This window comes from Mesorhizobium sp. B1-1-1, assembly GCF_006442955.1.
Taxonomy (GTDB): Bacteria; Pseudomonadota; Alphaproteobacteria; order Rhizobiales; family Rhizobiaceae; genus Mesorhizobium.
The window spans coordinates 76,313-91,941 of sequence record NZ_VFWW01000008.1; the positions used below are offsets into that span (position 1 = coordinate 76,313).

Annotated in this window: 14 protein-coding genes and 1 tRNA gene; 3 read left to right on the forward strand and 12 right to left on the reverse strand. The window is 63.2% G+C overall.

The window, feature by feature from the left end; all coding sequences use genetic code 11:
- Positions 1 to 2 precede the first annotated feature (2 nt).
- Positions 3 to 1,202: an MFS transporter gene (locus FJ986_RS17745; RefSeq protein WP_140675277.1), complete on the reverse strand. Its 1,200-nt coding sequence runs from the start codon at positions 1,200 to 1,202 to the stop codon at positions 3 to 5.
- 232 nt (positions 1,203 to 1,434) lie between these two features.
- Between FJ986_RS17745 and FJ986_RS17750 the strand changes: the two genes are divergently transcribed.
- Entirely contained in the window at positions 1,435 to 2,439 is a 1,005-nt protein-coding gene (locus FJ986_RS17750; RefSeq protein WP_140559586.1) for a DUF1624 domain-containing protein, read from the forward strand.
- Complete coding sequence (locus FJ986_RS17755) at positions 2,436 to 2,912, forward strand: isoprenylcysteine carboxylmethyltransferase family protein (RefSeq protein WP_140559585.1); 477 nt, start codon at positions 2,436 to 2,438, stop codon at positions 2,910 to 2,912. Before FJ986_RS17750 ends, FJ986_RS17755 begins: the two co-directional genes overlap by 4 nt.
- Before the next feature lie 298 nt (positions 2,913 to 3,210).
- Here FJ986_RS17755 and FJ986_RS17765 read toward each other — a convergent pair whose 3' ends face one another.
- The 3 genes from FJ986_RS17765 to FJ986_RS17775 all read right to left on the reverse strand — a co-directional run bounded on the left by FJ986_RS17765 (position 3,211) and on the right by FJ986_RS17775 (position 5,421).
- Entirely contained in the window at positions 3,211 to 3,597 is a 387-nt protein-coding gene (locus FJ986_RS17765; protein WP_006203215.1) for a MerR family DNA-binding transcriptional regulator, read from the reverse strand.
- Between the two features lie 125 nt (positions 3,598 to 3,722).
- Positions 3,723 to 5,141 (reverse strand): magnesium transporter, encoded by a 1,419-nt coding sequence (gene mgtE / locus FJ986_RS17770; RefSeq protein WP_140495597.1) that lies wholly within the window; start codon positions 5,139 to 5,141, stop codon positions 3,723 to 3,725.
- Between the two features lie 195 nt (positions 5,142 to 5,336).
- A tRNA-Leu gene (locus tag FJ986_RS17775) sits at positions 5,337 to 5,421 on the reverse strand.
- Between the two features lie 180 nt (positions 5,422 to 5,601).
- On the opposite strand from FJ986_RS17775, the gene lipB reads away from it, so the two are divergent.
- Positions 5,602 to 6,345, forward strand: coding sequence for a lipoyl(octanoyl) transferase LipB (gene lipB, locus FJ986_RS17780; RefSeq protein WP_140555005.1), 744 nt, complete (start codon positions 5,602 to 5,604; stop codon positions 6,343 to 6,345).
- Positions 6,346 to 6,361: 16 nt separating this feature from the next.
- On the opposite strand, the gene FJ986_RS17785 is transcribed toward lipB, so the two are convergent.
- The 8 genes from FJ986_RS17785 to FJ986_RS17820 form a co-directional block, all read right to left on the reverse strand.
- Complete coding sequence (locus tag FJ986_RS17785) at positions 6,362 to 7,609, reverse strand: site-2 protease family protein (RefSeq protein WP_140675280.1); 1,248 nt, start codon at positions 7,607 to 7,609, stop codon at positions 6,362 to 6,364.
- 711 nt (positions 7,610 to 8,320) lie between these two features.
- Entirely contained in the window at positions 8,321 to 9,004 is a 684-nt protein-coding gene (locus FJ986_RS17790; RefSeq protein ID WP_181165304.1) for an ABC transporter ATP-binding protein, read from the reverse strand.
- Entirely contained in the window at positions 9,001 to 10,287 is a 1,287-nt protein-coding gene (locus tag FJ986_RS17795; RefSeq protein WP_140559583.1) for a lipoprotein-releasing ABC transporter permease subunit, read from the reverse strand. Before FJ986_RS17795 ends, FJ986_RS17790 begins: the two co-directional genes overlap by 4 nt.
- Entirely contained in the window at positions 10,284 to 11,612 is a 1,329-nt protein-coding gene (gene proS, locus FJ986_RS17800; protein WP_140495593.1) for a proline--tRNA ligase, read from the reverse strand. The genes FJ986_RS17795 and proS overlap by 4 nt, the downstream gene beginning before the upstream one ends.
- A gap of 631 nt (positions 11,613 to 12,243) precedes the next feature.
- Positions 12,244 to 12,528 (reverse strand): DUF1467 family protein, encoded by a 285-nt coding sequence (locus FJ986_RS17805; protein ID WP_140495592.1) that lies wholly within the window; start codon positions 12,526 to 12,528, stop codon positions 12,244 to 12,246.
- Positions 12,525 to 12,929 (reverse strand): methylmalonyl-CoA epimerase, encoded by a 405-nt coding sequence (gene mce, locus FJ986_RS17810; protein ID WP_140495591.1) that lies wholly within the window; start codon positions 12,927 to 12,929, stop codon positions 12,525 to 12,527. Before mce ends, FJ986_RS17805 begins: the two co-directional genes overlap by 4 nt.
- A gap of 109 nt (positions 12,930 to 13,038) precedes the next feature.
- Positions 13,039 to 14,709, reverse strand: a complete 1,671-nt coding sequence (locus FJ986_RS17815) for a ribonuclease J (RefSeq protein ID WP_140495590.1) — start codon at positions 14,707 to 14,709, stop codon at positions 13,039 to 13,041.
- A 94-nt stretch (positions 14,710 to 14,803) separates the two neighbouring features.
- A complete protein-coding gene (locus tag FJ986_RS17820; protein WP_140656949.1) occupies positions 14,804 to 15,625 on the reverse strand; it encodes a biotin--[acetyl-CoA-carboxylase] ligase in 822 nt (273 codons plus the stop codon).
- Positions 15,626 to 15,629: the final 4 nt, after the last annotated feature.

Genomic DNA, 15,629 nt, shown 5'->3' on the forward strand with positions numbered 1-15,629 from the left:
CTTCACAGCGACTTCGGCAGATACCGCCAGGTGACATAACCGCAGACCGCCGCAAGCAGGCCGAGCGTGACGAAAACCGAGCCCAGTCCGAAAAAGGCCAGCACCACCGAGTAGACCAGCGGCGGCGTCAGTTCGGAAAAGTCGAGATAAGTGCGGTAGACCGCAGCCATCTGCGCCCGCTCATAAGAGCGGACCGAGCGCATGAAGGCGGTCGAGCCCAGCGCGTCGAGCGCGATGGTGAAGAAGGCGCCGCACAGCAGGCAGGCGCCGGTGACGAGCGGCGCGCTTTCGCCGACGGCACCCGCCGCCAGCAGCACCACCGACATGGCGAAATAGGCAAAAGTCATGGTCCTGCGGCCGCCGAAGCGCTTGCCGGCCTTGCCCCAGAAAATCGCCATGAACAAAAGCGCGTTGCCTGCCGAAACCAGAATGCCGCCGGCAAGTTCGCCCTCACCGGTGATGACCATGAACAGCGGGCCATAGACGAAAAATGTCGTCCAGAAGCAGGAGCGGCCGAAGGCGATCAGCCAGGCCAGCCTCAGCCTCGGCTGCGCGACGAAACGGCCGATATTGGCCAGCGGGTTGACCGGGCGCGTCTTGCCCGGCCGGATCGAGGGATTGTCGCCGAGCCGGTAGGTCCAGAACAACGCCAGCAGGGCCAAGGCGAATACGGCGACCGCGCCATGCGCGGCATAGATGCCGAAGCGCGTATAGAGAAAGATGCCGAGCGTCGGCCCACCCGTCCAGGCAAACATCGACCACGCCATGCGCAGCGATTCGGCCTGCATGAAATCGGTCTTGCGGATGTGGTCCATGATGTAGAGGTTGAGCGTGATCGACAGCGCACTGGCGCCCATGACACGGCACAGCATGCCGGCCAATTGCCCGGCGAGCGTATGCGTGACGAAGAACAACGAGCCGATCGCCAGCAGGCAGGCGCCCGCCGTGTAGACCCAGCGCCGTGCGAAGCGCTGGATCAGCATCGGCATGAACAGGGTCACCGACAGGCCGAGCATCGCCACTATGGTGTAGAGGATCGAGACGATCTGCTCGTTGTGGAGGATCTCGTAGGCCTGGATCGGGATGACGCTCGACACCGTGGCGCGAGCGAAGGATTCGACCGCGTAGAGCGAGGCGAAGGTGCGGGCATCCGCGGCCTTGAGGGCCGGTAGCCAGATCGGATGGCGCACATGCGTGGACATTGCTTCCCCAAAGCAGAATCAGCAGCCAAATCTGCGGCCATCAGTTCGCGACCGGTAACAGGAAACCGACGTGCCCCGGATAAAAACGAAGCCGGTCAAAGGCTTTCCGGTGCTGGCCTAAAGGGGTGCCTGATGCAGCGCCGGCTGACTGTCTGTATCGAAGCTCACGGCCTTCTTTTGTCCGGCGTAACCGTGATAGTCCTCGTACGGGGCTGAATCAGATCGCGAGACCATGAGCATCCAGACGCCGACCATGCCCGCCGCGGAGTTGCCGAAGACCAAGCGCATCGTCGCCATCGACATGCTGCGCGGCATCGCGCTGATCGCCATGGCGAGCTACCATTTCACCTGGGACCTGGAATTCTTCGGCTACACCGATCCCGGCCTGACCGCCTTCGGCTGGTGGAAGTTCTATGCTCGCTGCATCGCCTCGACCTTCCTGTTCCTGGTCGGCGTCAGCCTGTATCTCGCCCATGGCAAAGAGATCCGCTGGAACGGCTTCTGGAGACGCTTCGCCATGGTCGCCGGAGCGGCGATCGCCATTTCGGTCGCCACCCGTATCGCCACGCCGGACGGGTGGATCTTCTTCGGCATCCTGCACCAGATCGCGCTGGCGAGCCTGCTCGGGCTGGCATTCCTGCGCCTGCCGGCGCTGCTCACACTGCCGATCGCCGCGGCGGTCATCGCCATTCCCTTCTATTTTCGGCTGGAATCGTTCGATCACCCCTGGCTGTGGTGGGTCGGCCTTTCCGCGGTCAACCCACACTCCAACGACTATGTCCCGCTGTTCCCGTGGTTCGGTGCGGTGCTTGTGGGCCTCGGAGCGACCAAGCTTGCCTCCGGCTTCGGCGCCTTGGCGCGCCTGGCAGATGTGGCACCCGGGCGCTGGTCCAACCCGCTGGGCTTCATCGGCCGGCACAGCCTGGCCTTCTACCTGATTCACCAGCCGCTGCTGATCGGCAGTGTCTGGTTGTTCTCGCAAGTAATGCCGGCCAAGGTCGAAACCCCGCAGGTGAACTTTCTCAAGACCTGCCAGATCTCGTGCGAGCAGCAGCGCGACAGCAAGTTCTGTTCGAGCTATTGTGGGTGCATGCTGGACACGCTGGAGGGCGAGGCAACGCTTGATCGGCTCTACAAGAACGACCAGACCGCCGAATGGAGAGCGCATCTGGCGGATCTCGCCGGCACCTGCACGGCCCAGACCGACAGCAAGATGACGGAGGAAGGTGTCGAATGACCGAGACCCCGCCCAAACCTGGGCTGATACCGTGGCCGCCGCTGATCTACATCGCCGCCATCGCCATCAGTATCGCGCTCGGCCTGCTCTTTCCCCTGCCCTGGATCGGCGACCTCCTGGGCGACCTCCTCTACGCGGCCGGCTGGGTGGCGCTGTTCGGCGTCGCCGCACTCTGGTTCACCGCCATCCGCACCATGACGCGGGCCAAGACCACGCTCAACCCCAACGCCGTGCCGGACCATCTCGTCACCACGGGTCCTTTCGGCGTCACCCGCAATCCGATGTACCTCGCCAACACGCTGCTGTTGATTGGCGTCGCCTTCATCTCCGGGATCGTCTGGTTCCTGCCGCTGGCGTTCATCGCTGCCTTCGTCACGCAGAAGGTCGCGGTGGAAAAGGAAGAAAAGATGCTGGCGGCAAAGTTCGGCAAGAAATACCGCGACTATGCCAAAAGAGTGCGGCGCTGGATTTGAGCATCTGAACGCCGGCTGCCAGAGCCATATCGGGAAGATAACGGTTTCCGATTTGTGGCGGAGACCAACAATTTGTCGATGTCGGCGCCGCCCCTCACCTGCCTGCCGGCATCCTCTCCCCGTATAGTGACGGGGAGAGGGGCGCTGTCATCAGCGGTTTCGCCAGCCACCAGCGTTGCAGGAAGAGACCGAGATCACGGTCAGCCCCCTTCTCCCCGTCACTATACGGGGAGAAGTGCCCGGCAGGGCGATGAGGGGCGGCGCCGACTCTAAAGCGATTGTCCTGCCTGGAAGGCCGCTACGTATTAACCCCGAGCTCGACCAGCCGCTCAACGCAGGATTCCTCGGCCTGGTCGAGTTCGGCCAATGTCTCCTCGAGGTCGCGGCGCTTTTGCCTCAGATCCTCGCGCTTTTCCTCGATGCGCTTGATCATCAGCTTGAGCTGACCGACCTCGCCGGGCGGTTCCTTGTACATCTGGATGATTTCGCGGATCTCGTTGATCGAGAAGCCGAGCCGTTTTCCGCGCATGATCTGCCGGATCAGGTGTCGGTCGGATGGACGAAACAGCCGCGTGCGGCCCCGCCGCACCGGCTGCACCAGGCCCTCGTCCTCGTAGAAGCGCAACGTCCGTGTCGACACATCGAATTCGCGCGTCAGCTCGGTGATCGAATAATATTCCCGCATTCTCGCCCCATAGCCGGAGATTGGCGATTGCTGCTCTCCGTCCGCGGCAGACCTGCCGGAATAGGCCGCAGTCTGCCTGTCGCCGAGCCTCGCACGGCATTTACGTAAAAGTCAATTGAGCCTGATCAATGGACGCCGAACCACCACGTGGCAAGGCCGAGAAAGGCGAAGAAACCAACGACGTCGGTGACCGTGGTGACAAAGACCGCCGAAGCGACCGCGGGATCGACCTTGAAGCGGTCGAGCAGCAGCGGGATCAGGATGCCGGCAAGGGCCGCAACGAACATGTTGATGATCATGGCCGCGGCGATGATGCCGCCCAGATTGGCATCGCGGAACCAGACGGCGGCTACGATGCCGATCAATATGGCGAAAACGATGCCGTTGATGAAGCCCACGCCTATCTCGCGGCGAATGATGCGGCCGGCATTGTAGATGTCGAGATCCCTTGTCGCCAGCGCCCGCACGGTGACGGTCATGGTCTGCGAACCGGCATTGCCGCCCATCCCGGCCACGATCGGCATCAGCACGGCGAGCGCCACAATGCGCTCGATCGTGTGGTCGAACAGGCCGATCACCGATGCCGCAAGGAAGGCGGTCAGGAGATTGACAAGCAGCCATGGCACACGCGAACGCGAGGTCGAAAAGATGCTGTCGGAAAGCTCTTCGTCGCCGACGCCGCCCATGCGCAGGAGATCTTCCTCGGCTTCCTGCTGGATGACGTCGACGACGTCGTCGATGGTCAGCACGCCGACCAGCCGCTCGTTCTCGTCGACGACGGCGGCGGACAGAAGGTCATATTGCTCGAACTCCCGCGCGGCCTCTTCCTGGTCCATCGTGGCCGGAATGGCGTGCCGCGTCTCATGCATGACCTCCTCGACCTTGACCGAGCGCTTGGTGCGCAGGATCTGGTCGAGGTCTATGGCGCCAAGCAGCTTGAAGCTCGGGTCGATGACGAAGATCTGGCTGAAGCGGTCGGGAAGGTTCTTGTCCTCGCGCATGTAGTCGATGGTCTGGCCGACCGTCCAGAACGGCGGCACCGCGACGAACTCCGTCTGCATGCGCCGCCCGGCGGTCTCCTCGGGGTAGTCGAGCGAGCGACGTAGCCTGATGCGCTCGGTAAACGGCAGCTGCGACAGGATCTCGTCCTGGTCCTCCGGTTCGAGATCCTCGAGGATGTAGACCGCGTCGTCGGAATCGAGTTCCTGCACCGCCTGGGCAATCTGCGCGTTGGGCAGATTGTCGACGATGTCCATGCGGATCGCCTCGTCGACCTCGGTCAGCGCGGAAAAATCGAAGTCGGCCCCCAAAAGCTCGACAAGGGCGCGCCGCTGGTCGGGATGCAGCGCCTCGATCAGGTCGCCCATTTCCGACTGGTGCAGGTCGTCGACCTCACGCTTGAGCGTGAGCGTATCGCGGTCGGCGATCGCCGCGCCGATCTGGGCGAGAAAGGACGAAAGGACAGCGCCGTCCTCACCGTAGATGTCGGCGCGGTGTTCGTCAGCGACCCCAGCGCCGGTCGTCCGTTCGTCCTGGCCTTCCACCAGCGCCTCCCGCCATTGCAATCCTGGAAAAGGTGCATCTCAGGTCTAGAACATCGGACCCGAAAGTGGAAACCGGTTTCGGGAAAATCCGACGCTCAAAAAGAAACTGGCGTAACGCGCGGGAATATCAAACGAAATGCGCGGTGTCCGTAGGGCTGGAGGTGCCGCTACAAATCAGATTCTGGGGAGAGAGAATGGTGCGGTCGAGAAGACTCGAACTTCCACGGGTTGCCCCACAGCGACCTCAACGCTGCGCGTCTACCAATTCCGCCACGACCGCACGTGGTAGGAGCCGGAACCGACCGGCTCGCGGCGTGTAGCAAATCGTTTCCGGCGAAACAAGTGCGCCCCGAGCATTTAATCGCTGGGAATTGCCATAACGGATCAAAGCGCCAAAATGCACCGCGAACTGGACGTTTCGGCCCGATATCGCCATATGGAGTACAACAAGAGACATCCCATGCCAGAACGCAGCCAGATCGCCACGTCGTTCCTGCCTTTGCCCGGTTCGGCGCCCGTCGAATGGGCGATCGAGCCCGGCCTCACCGCCTACCCCGAGGCGCTTGCCTTCATGGAGGCGCGCGCCGAAGCGATCCGCAGCGGGGCCGCCGGCGAGATGGTCTGGCTGGTCGAACATCCGCCGCTCTATACCGCCGGCACGAGTGCGCGCAGCGAGGACCTGATCGACGCCAACCGGTTCCCGGTGTTTTCGGCCGGCCGCGGCGGCGAATACACCTATCATGGGCCGGGCCAGCGCGTCGCCTACGTCATGCTCGACCTGAAACGCCGCCGGGAGGATGTGCGCGCCTTCGTCGCCGCCCTCGAACAATGGATCATCGGCACGCTCGCCGCCTTCAACGTCAATGGCGAGCGCCGTGAGGATCGCGTCGGCGTCTGGGTGGTACGGCCCGATCGCCCTGCCCTGCCGGACGGCTCTGCCGCCGAGGACAAGATCGCGGCAATAGGCATTCGGCTCAGGCGCTGGGTGAGTTTTCACGGTATCGCCATCAATGTCGAGCCGGACCTCGGCCATTTCAGCGGTATCGTGCCGTGCGGCGTGCAGGACCACGGCGTCACCAGCCTCGTCGATCTCGGGCTGCCGGTGACGATGGCCGATCTCGACCTGGCGCTGAAATCAGCGTTCGAGGATGTCTTCGGCCCAGCCACGGCCTTGCCCGTGGAAACAGCCCGCGAGGCCGGCTGAACGCTTCCCGGACAGCTCAGATCAGCCGTGCCGACGCCCAGAGCACTCCATAACCGTGGATGAGGAACACCGCCAGCAGCGCGCCCGCGATGACGAAACGGTCGGCCGTGCGGATCGGCTTCAGTTCGTGGCGCGGCTTCACCCCGCTGCCCGCTGTCAGAAGGCTGAGGATTGCAAAGACCGCGCCGGCCACGAGCAGAAAGCCGATGGAAAAGCCGGCCCGCCAGCCAAGCGCCAGGAACGCCGAGAGCAGGAAGAAGGAGGCCAGCGCCAGCGCGACCGGCCCCGGGCAGATCTGGCGCAGCACCTGGCCGCCATCGAATTTCCACACCGGCACCAGATTGGCGATGTTGAACAGGGCAGCACAGCCCGCCAGTGTCGCCAGCAATGTCGCGGCAAGCCAGTGCCCTTCCGCGCTTGCAAACGTGCTGCCCATCATCGCCAACGGCACCAGGAAAGCAGAGAAGCCGGCGCCCATCAGCGCCACGAACGCAACTTCGAAACGGCTGTCATAGGGCCGGCCGCCAATGGCGAGGCCGCCGAGCAGCGGGATGAAGATCATGCGCGCCCTGCGATGGCCCATCAGGCGGAATGCCGCCATGTGGCCGAGCTCGTGCAGGGCGACAACGGAAGTCAGGATCGCGGCCAGAGCAAGCCCGCCGCGGTGAAGCCCGAAGAACGGCCACAGGATGAATGCCGAGAGAGCGGCGAAGCCGAACTGGCTCAGCGGATGTTCGAACCAGCCGCCCTTGCGATACCGCCCTGTCCTGGCCCAGCCATCCAGCTTGGCGAGTTCGCGGCGCATGGCGAAATAGCGGAACGCCAGGAAGGCCACGCCGCGGTAACGGTCGGTCTGGGTGAGCGTAACCCGGGTGGCCTCGCCAATCGAGACCAACTGCGCGGTTTCCCGATAATGCGCCCAGAAAGACGGATCGAGCGCCGTGTCCTCGATGACGCGCATCGAAAAGCATCTGCCATGCACGACATTCTCGAGCAGGGCCTTGCGTTCGATCGGCAGGCCGTCCCGGCCCTCCCAGGACATTCTGGTGCGGACCACTCCCTCGCCCAGCATCTCTGCCGAGAGGATTTCGCCGGACCAGCCGGCATTGCTCCCGAGCGGCCACAGCGCCTGCCACAGACGCTGCCGGTCGGCCGCGACCGTGCGGCTGAGCCTGATTGTGCGCAAACCAAGCGGCACGCTCATCAGGAGAAAAATCAGCCCTAGATTGCTGGCCACGAGGAAGGCGGCGACGATGGGCGACACGCGGCGCTCCTGCTTTCAGGAGCGACACCCTAGCGCCATGGGCGGCAAGAAAGGCTTAACGGCAAGGCGGACTTTCGTCCGCCGGAACAGCGACGGCAGAGACGGTCACCTCACATGGCTCCGATCCAGATCGCCATGGAAATGAGGAAGGTGCTCATGCAAACCAGCGAGATGACATCCTGAACCAGATCGGTCATAACTCTCTCCTGTTGTTGATATGTTCGCAATTTGTTCTAATTTTGTTTCAAAGTCAACGAGAATTTTCGAGCGATCAAACCGGCAGGGTTAAGAAAAGGTTGACGGCGCGGGACCTATCAACAGGTCAGGAAGATGTCGGCGACGCTATCGTCAGTTAGCGTATGGGATGAGCGCCTGCTGCCCTCAATCTCAGTCGAGACAATAGTGGGTAAGCTACGACTGCCGAGTGATGACGTGAGGCAACACCAAGGCGCCAATCAAGCTGATCGCTGGCGAAAGCGCATGAGGCAAGGCCGCCGGTGGCGCCTCTCGCGCAACTTTGTGACCCTGGCTGCTCATCCTGGTGATGACCGCGATCTCTTCCGCCCTGATCGCACTGAAGGCTCACTGGCGGTTCTGATCCAGAGGACTCCCGGAGGGATCAGTATCCCCGAAGGCAAACTAAACCCGCGGAAATCTCGCTGGACGTTGTTAAGGTTGAACCCAATCTCGCAGCGGACATCGAGGTACCCCTTAGAGCGGCACCACCTTGCCCTCGGCCAGGGTGACCCGCCGGTCCATGCGCGCTGCCAGCTGGTGATTGTGGGTGGCGATCAGCGCCGCGAGGCCGGATTGCCGCACCAATGCCTCCAGCGCCTCGAACACATAGGAGGCAGTGACCGGGTCGAGATTCCCGGTGGGCTCGTCCGCCAGCAGCACCAGCGGCGCATTGGCGACCGCGCGTGCGATTGCCACGCGCTGCTGCTCGCCGCCCGACAGTTCGGACGGCCGGTGCGATGCGCGCTTGCCGATCTGCATGTAGTCGAGCAGCTGCGCCGCGCGCTCGGCCGCCTCCTTGCGCGGCAGACCTTTGATGAGCTGCGGCATCATGATGTTTTCCAGCGCCGAAAACTCCGGCAGCAGATGGTGGAACTGGTAGACGAAGCCGACATCGTTGCGGCGGATCGAGGTGCGCTCGTCGTCGGATAGCCGGCCGCAGGCCCGGCCGGAGAGAATCACGTCGCCGGCATCGGGCCGCTCCAGGAGCCCTGCCGTATGCAGCAGCGTCGATTTGCCGGTGCCGGACGGCGCCACCAGTGCCACCATCTCGCCGCGCTTCAGCGAGAAGTCCGCGCCGTTCAGAATGGTGAGCTTGCGCGGTCCCTGGACATAGTGCCGCTCGACGCTCTTCAACTCGATAATGGCCTGCGCCATCATTCGTACCTCAGCGCTTCGACCGGATCGAGGCGGGCCGCGCGCCATGCCGGAAACAATGTCGCCAGGAACGACAGGGCGAGCGCCATGATGACGACATAGGTCGTCTCGCGCGGATCCATCTTCGCCGGCAACTGGCTGAGGAAATAGAGCTCCGGATTGAACAGCACCTTGCCGGTCATCCAGGAGAAGAACTCGCGGATCGATTCGATGTTGAGGCAGATGACCACGCCGAGCAGCACGCCGGCGATGGTGCCGGTGACGCCGATCGCCGCGCCCGTCATCAGGAATATGCGCAGGATGGCGCCGCGCGAGGCGCCCATGGTGCGCAGGATGGCGATGTCGTGCCCCTTGTCCTTCACCAGCATGACCAACCCGGAGATGATGTTGAGCGCCGCCACCAGCACGATCAGCGTCAGGATCATGAACATGACGTTGCGCTCCACCTGCAGGGCGGAAAAGAAGGTCTCGTTGCGTTGCCGCCAGTCGACGAGGTCGATGGGTCGCTGCGCCGCTTCTTCCACCTTCGGCTTCAGCGCGTCGACATCATCGGGATTGTCGACATAGATCTCGATCGTCTGCGCCCGTCCGTCCATGTTGAAATAAAGCTGCGCTTCCGAGAACGGCATGTAGACGATGGAGGCGTCATATTCCGACATGCCGACTTCGAAGATCGCCGCGATCTTGTAGCCCTTCATGCGCGGCGTCGTGCCGAGCGGCGTCACGTCGCCGTCCGGCGAGATGAGCGTGATCGTGTCGCCGAGCGCCAGGCCGAGATTCTCCGCCATGCGCTTGCCGATGGCGACGCCCTCGCCCGTGTCGAAATCGGCGATCGAGCCCTGCTTGATGTTGCTGGCGACGATGGCGATCTTGCCCAGGTCCTCGCCCCTGATACCGCGCACCAGCGCGCCGGAGCCGCCGCCGACATTGCCTTGCGCCAGCACTTGGCCGTCGATCAGCGGAATGGCGTATTTGACGCCGGCCACGCCGTTGATGCGGCCGGCGACCTGCGCATAGTCCTCAAGCGGCGAATCCAGCGGCTGCACGATCAGATGGCCGTTTACGCCGAGAATGCGGGTGAGCAGCTCGGCCCTGAACCCGTTCATGACGGCCATCACCACGATCAGCGTCGCCACCCCCAGCATGATGCCGAGGAAGGAGATCGAGGCGATGACCGAGATCACCGTCTCCTTGCGTCGCGAGCGCAGATAGCGCCACGCCACCGTGCGTTCGAAGATGGAAAACGGTCCGGCGCCTGCCGGTCTCGCTGCCGCCGCCTCGCTCATGCGGCGGCACCGAAGCGTTTTTTAGCATCGGCGATCGGCAGCGTCACGCGCTCGCCGGTCTTGCGGTTCTTGATCTCGACCTCGCCGGCGGCCACGCCGCGCGGTCCGACGATCACCTGCCAGGGCAAGCCGATCAGGTCGGCGGTGGCGAACTTGCCGCCCGGCCGCTGGTCGGTGTCGTCATAGAGCACATCCTTGCCGGCGGCGGTGAAAGCTGCGTTGAGTTCATCGCAGACGCGGTCGCAATCGGCATCGCCGGCTTTCATGTTGATCAGGCCGATGTCGAACGGCGCCACCGCTTCCGGCCAGATGATGCCGTTCTCGTCATGGCTGGCTTCGATGATCGCCGCAACCAGCCGCGACGGGCCGATGCCATAGGAACCGCCGGAAGCGAAATGATCCTTGCCGTCGGGCCCGGTCACCTTGGCGCCCATCGGCTTGGAGTATTTCTCGCCGAAATGGAAGATATGGCCGACTTCGATGCCGCGCGCCGAAACCTTGTCGCTGTCGGGAACCTCAGCCCAGGCCGCTTCGTCATGCATTTCGTCGGTCGCGGCGTAAGGCGTCGTCCAGGTCTTGACGATGCCTGATATCTCGGCGTCGTTGGAGAAATCGGTGTTGGCTCCGGGCACGCCGAGCGACAGATAATCGCGATGGCAGAACACCTGGCTCTCGCCGGTGTCGGCCAGGATGATGAATTCATGGCTGAGATCGCCGCCGATCGGACCGGTGTCGGCCCGCATCGGGATCGCCTGTAGGCCCATGCGGGTGAAGGTCCGGAGATAGGACACGAACATCCTGTTGTAGGCGGCTCTCGCGCCTTCGAAGTCGAGATCGAAGGAGTAGGCATCCTTCATCAGGAATTCCCGGCTGCGCATGACGCCGAAGCGCGGCCGCACCTCGTCGCGGAACTTCCACTGGATGTGGTAGAGGTTGAGCGGCAAGTCCTTGTAGGACTTTACATAGGCGCGGAAGATCTCGGTGACCATTTCCTCGTTGGTCGGGCCGTAAAGCATGTCGCGGTCCTGGCGGTCCTTGATGCGCAACATCTCCTTGCCGTAGTCGTTATAGCGGCCGCTTTCGCGCCAAAGGTCGGCCGACTGGATGGTCGGCATCAGGATTTCCAGCGCGCCGGCGCGGTTCTGTTCCTCGCGGATGATCTGGCAGACCTTGTCCAGGACCCGTTTGCCCAGCGGCAGCCAGGAAAAACTGCCCTGCCCCTGCTGGCGGATCATGCCGGCGCGCAGCATCAGCCGATGCGAGACGATCTCCGCCTCGCGCGGATTCTCTTTGAGGATGGGCAGGAAATAGCGCGACAAACGCATGGACTGGTCCGTGAATGAGGAGGCCGCGCCAGAATCGGTGCGACGCAGGCTTGCTTGCCCCGGCTTCATAGCCATTTCATGGCGCAATGGGAACCCGGACGCATCGACCCGGAAATCGGAAATTCAGCTTACGAACGGCGTGGCGCGCGGAATGAAAACGTTTTGAGCACCCCTCGCGCGCGCCGCGAATGCTGGACGATCGAAGGAGCCACGGTTGCATAAAACGCCCGGCTGGTGGTTTCCCAAGCAAAGCCTGCCGTACTATTGTGCAGTGCAGCACGAGAATGCCCGTTTCAAGGCAAAATTCTTCGTGACATTTTCATTTCCGTTGGGCTAATGTGCCCCGATAACCGAGAGAGCAGAGAAAAATCTGTTCTCCTACGCGGTCAAAGTCTTGGGAGGATGCGATCTAGGCGCGGTTACTCGCTGCCGCCGGAAACCGGAAACAGATCGGACGCGTTTAAATTGCAAGGCCTTGTGCCTTGCATTTTTTTTGTGCAATCACCTGCTTAGCGCAATGCGTTGCCAAACCACCTTACCCTGCGTCATGATTTTTGAAGCCTGAACAGATGAGCCGGCGCCGAATGGCGGCATGACCTCGCCCGAAGCGCAAGAGCCGGTTTGAATGCTGCTATTTTGCCGTGGCCTGGCCGAATTCCGGCACGATGTGCGGGATGTCGTTGAGGCTATATCCCAGCCCGTGCGTCAGGCCGTAGAAAATGCCCATGAGCACCGCCGTGGCGACGGTGGTGCGGATCACCGCACGCAGCATATGTGGTCCGCGCGGCGCGCTAGGCACCGTGCCCAGCGTCACGTCACGATCGTCATCCTGCGTCCTGACGCTGAACGGCAGAACGGCAAACAGCACCACCCACCAGGTCGCGAAAAACAGTGCGGTGAACGAAACCCAGCTCATGGTTGCTCCAGTTCGATCAGCGTGCCGAAGAAATCCTTCGGATGCAGGAACAGCACAGGCTTGCCATGCGCGCCGGTCTTCGGCTTGCCGTCGCCCAGAACCCGGGCGCCGGCCGCCTGGAGCCGGTCCCGCGCGGTAAGGATATCGTCGACCTCATAGCAGAGATGGTGCATGCCGCCCGACGGGTTCTTCTCGAGGAAAGCCGCGATCGGCGAACCCTCGCCGAGCGGCTCCAGCAACTCGATCTTGGTGTTGCCGACATTGACGAACACCACGGTGACGCCATGCCCGGGCAGCGCCTGTGGTTCGCTCACTTCGGCGCCTAGCGTGTCGCGATAGCAAGCGACAGCCGCAGCCAGATCCGGCACCGCAAGCGCGACATGGTTCAGGCGTCCAAGCATAGAGCGCTCCGCTTTAGGGGAGTAAGGGAGTAGGGGAACAAGACAGAAGAAAAGCAACGGCTCATTCTCCCCTACTCCCCTACTGCCTTATTCCCCTATTCCCTATTCGTCACCGCGTGACAAATACAGTCACCAGCGGTTTCTTGCCCCAGGCTTCGTTGGCGGCGCCACGTACGGCACGGCGTACCGCCTCCTGCACCAGATCGAGGTCTTTTCGGCGCTGACGGGGGATGGAGTCCACCGCGCCGATTGCCGCATCGATCATCAGGTCCTCCAGCGTCTCGCCTCTGGCGTCGGCCTCGGCGACGCCGATTGCGACCAGATCGGGATCGCCGGCGAGCTCATACTTCTCGTCCAGCACCACATTGACCGCGACATGGCCGGCAAAGGACAGTTTGCGACGGTCGCGAATGCCCATCGCCTGGTCGGTGCCGATCAACCTGCCGTCCTTGTAGATGCGGCCGAACGGCACCTGGTCGATGATCGTGGCAGGGCCGGGAGCAAGCCGCAGCATGTCGCCGTCGCGCACCTGCGCCACCTGGCCGATGCCCGACGTCGACATCAGCGAGCCCTGCGCCACCAGATGCGCGGCCTCGCCATGCACTGGAACGCCGATCTGCGGCCGTACCCATTCATACATCTTGCGCAATTCGCTGCGCCGCGGATGGCCGGAGACATGAACCAGCGCATCGCCGTCCTCGATGATCTTGATGCCGAGATCGACGAGGCGGTTCTTAATTTCGAGGATCGCCTTCTCGTTGCCGGGAATGGTGCGCGAGGAAAACACCACCGTGTCGCCGGCCGTCAGCGACACCGACTTCATCTCGTCGCGCGAGAGCTTGGCAAGCGCCGCCAGCGGCTCGCCCTGGCTGCCGGTGCAGATGACGACCAGGTTTTCGCGCGGAATGAAGCCGAAATCCTCCTCGGCGATGAACTCAGGCAGACCGTCCATGTAGCCGAGTTCGCCGGCGACATCGATGACGCGCTTCAGCGACCGGCCGAGCACCAGGCACTGACGGCCGGCATCGCGCGCCGCCTTGGCGATGGAAACGATACGGCCGACATTGGACGAGAAGGTGGTGACGGCGACGCGGCCCTTGGCGGCCTGGATAACCCCTTTCAGCCCCTCGCCGACCGCGACTTCCGATGGCGATTCGCCTTCGCGCATAGCATTGGTCGAATCGCAGACCAGCGCCAGCACGCCCTTGTCGCCATAGGCGCGGAACCGTGCTTCGTCGGTCTTGGGTCCGATCGTCGGCGCCGGGTCGATCTTCCAGTCGCCGGTGTGGATGACGGTGCCTGCCGGCGAGGTGATGGCCAGCGACATCGGTTCGGGAATCGAATGCGCGACCGGGATCGCCTCGATTTCGAACGGACCGACAGTGAATTTTTCGCCCGCGCGGTAGATGGTCAGCGGGATCTTCGGCGCGCCCTGCTCGCCCTGGCGCTTGGCTTCCAGCAGCCCGGCGCTGAACGGCGTCATCCACACCGGCGCCTTGAGCCTCGGCCAGATATCCAGCAGCGCGCCATAGTGGTCCTCATGCGCGTGGGTGATCACGATACCGCGCAAATTGGCGATGTTCTCTTCGATGAAGCGCGTGTCGGGCAGGATCAGGTCGACGCCCGGATGCGCCGCGTCGGGAAAGGTGACGCCGACGTCGATGACGATCCATTCGCGCGCGCTCGGCGGACCATAGCCGTAGAGAGCGAAGTTCATACCGATCTCGCCGACGCCGCCCAGCGGCACGAAGACGAGTTCGGCGTTTTCCGCTTTCGCCATGATTTTTTCCTTCCTGGCCCTCAGGCCAAGCCATTGAAGCAATTCCGGGAAAAGTCTGTAACGGTTTTCCGTCTGGAATTGCGCAAAAACAAAACTATACCCGGGCGGATGCGACCGCGCCGAAATGCACATCGCCGGCGGCGATCGTCAAAACCGAGCCCTCATCGTCGCGGATCACGAAACGGCAGTCCTCGTCAATGGTCTCGAACACCCCGCGCACCACATTACCGTCAATTCTGACAGCAACCTCGCCGCCAAGCCCTGCCGCGCGTGCCAGCCAGCGCCGCCTGACGGCGGCAAGTCCCCGCCCGTCGTCCCACAGGCGGGCATTCTCGCTCCAGGCATCCGACAGCGCCAGGAACAGCGTTTCGGCATCGCATGCCGCACCCAATGCGTGAAGCGACGTCGCGGGATACGGCAAATCCTCAGGGTATGCCACAACATTGACGCCGATGCCGACCGCCACCGCGAAACGGCCGCCGTCCAGCATGGCCGATTCCAGCAGAATGCCGGCAAGCTTGGCGCCGGAGGCGAGCACGTCGTTCGGCCATTTCAGCTCGAAACGGTTCTTGCCTTCATTGCCGCCGTCGAGGCCGATGGCGATCCGGCCCCCCGGCACCACGGCATCGAGCGCATCGGCCAGCGCCAGGCCGGCGACGAAACCGAGCGTCGCGGCGAGTCGAAGCTCGCCCCCGGTGAGGACGAGCAGCGTCGCCGCCAGATTTCCCTCGGGTGTCGCCCAGACGCGGCCGCGCCGCCCGCGCCCGCTTTCCTGTTTCTTGGAAACGACCCACAATCTGCCGGGGTCGCCGGCCCGGGCGTGATCCAGCGCCAGCGCATTGGTGGAGCCGACGCTGTCATGCGCCTCCAGCCGGAATCCTTCCGACGCCGAGGTTGGAGCCAGCCGAAATGCCATCCCG

Bases quoted from the DNA above. Each gene is read 5' to 3' on its own strand.
- FJ986_RS17750 (WP_140559586.1), top strand. From the start codon at position 1,435: ATGAGCATCCAGACGCCGACCATGCCCGCCGCGGAGTTGCCGAAGACC.
- FJ986_RS17805 (WP_140495592.1), bottom strand. From the start codon at position 12,528: ATGAGCTGGGTTTCGTTCACCGCACTGTTTTTCGCGACCTGGTGGGTG.
- proS (WP_140495593.1), bottom strand. From the start codon at position 11,612: ATGCGTTTGTCGCGCTATTTCCTGCCCATCCTCAAAGAGAATCCGCGC.
- mce (WP_140495591.1), bottom strand. From the start codon at position 12,929: ATGCTTGGACGCCTGAACCATGTCGCGCTTGCGGTGCCGGATCTGGCT.
- FJ986_RS17765 (WP_006203215.1), bottom strand. From the start codon at position 3,597: ATGCGGGAATATTATTCGATCACCGAGCTGACGCGCGAATTCGATGTG.
- FJ986_RS17795 (WP_140559583.1), bottom strand. From the start codon at position 10,287: ATGAGCGAGGCGGCGGCAGCGAGACCGGCAGGCGCCGGACCGTTTTCC.
- FJ986_RS17790 (WP_181165304.1), bottom strand. From the start codon at position 9,004: ATGATGGCGCAGGCCATTATCGAGTTGAAGAGCGTCGAGCGGCACTAT.
- FJ986_RS17745 (WP_140675277.1), bottom strand. From the start codon at position 1,202: ATGTCCACGCATGTGCGCCATCCGATCTGGCTACCGGCCCTCAAGGCC.
- FJ986_RS17815 (WP_140495590.1), bottom strand. From the start codon at position 14,709: ATGGCGAAAGCGGAAAACGCCGAACTCGTCTTCGTGCCGCTGGGCGGC.
- lipB (WP_140555005.1), top strand. From the start codon at position 5,602: ATGCCAGAACGCAGCCAGATCGCCACGTCGTTCCTGCCTTTGCCCGGT.
- FJ986_RS17755 (WP_140559585.1), top strand. From the start codon at position 2,436: ATGACCGAGACCCCGCCCAAACCTGGGCTGATACCGTGGCCGCCGCTG.
- FJ986_RS17820 (WP_140656949.1), bottom strand. From the start codon at position 15,625: ATGGCATTTCGGCTGGCTCCAACCTCGGCGTCGGAAGGATTCCGGCTG.